Origin of the sequence: Virgibacillus sp. M23, from assembly GCF_034190895.1 — a bacterium.
GTDB lineage: Bacteria > Bacillota > Bacilli > Bacillales > Amphibacillaceae > Virgibacillus > Virgibacillus salarius.
Genome location: NZ_JAWDHA010000426.1, coordinates 1 through 255, shown reverse-complemented (window position 1 = coordinate 255; position 255 = coordinate 1). Strand labels below are relative to the sequence as shown.

Sequence of the window (255 nt, the reverse complement as noted above, 5' to 3'; positions counted from 1 at the left end):
AGGGGAATGTCCATCTTGATATTCTCGAACAAAGCTTTATAAAACTAATCGAACGGTACGAAATTTTACGAAGTGTAATCGTCCATGAGAATGTTCAATCACCAAAACAAGTCATCTTGAAAACACGTAAGCCTATGATTCATTATGAAGACCTTAGTACGCTTAGCGAAAACGAAAGAACAGCCTATGTGGAAAAGTTTGAAGTTGCCGATAGGCAAAAAGGCTTTAGTCTTAGTCAAGATATTCTGATACGAC

At 37.3% G+C, this 255-nt stretch carries 1 protein-coding gene; it reads left to right on the top strand.

The window, feature by feature from the left end; translation table 11 throughout:
- Positions 1-255: condensation domain-containing protein (locus tag RVS70_RS23280; protein ID WP_321135119.1), on the top strand; the 255-nt coding region annotated here is incomplete at both ends.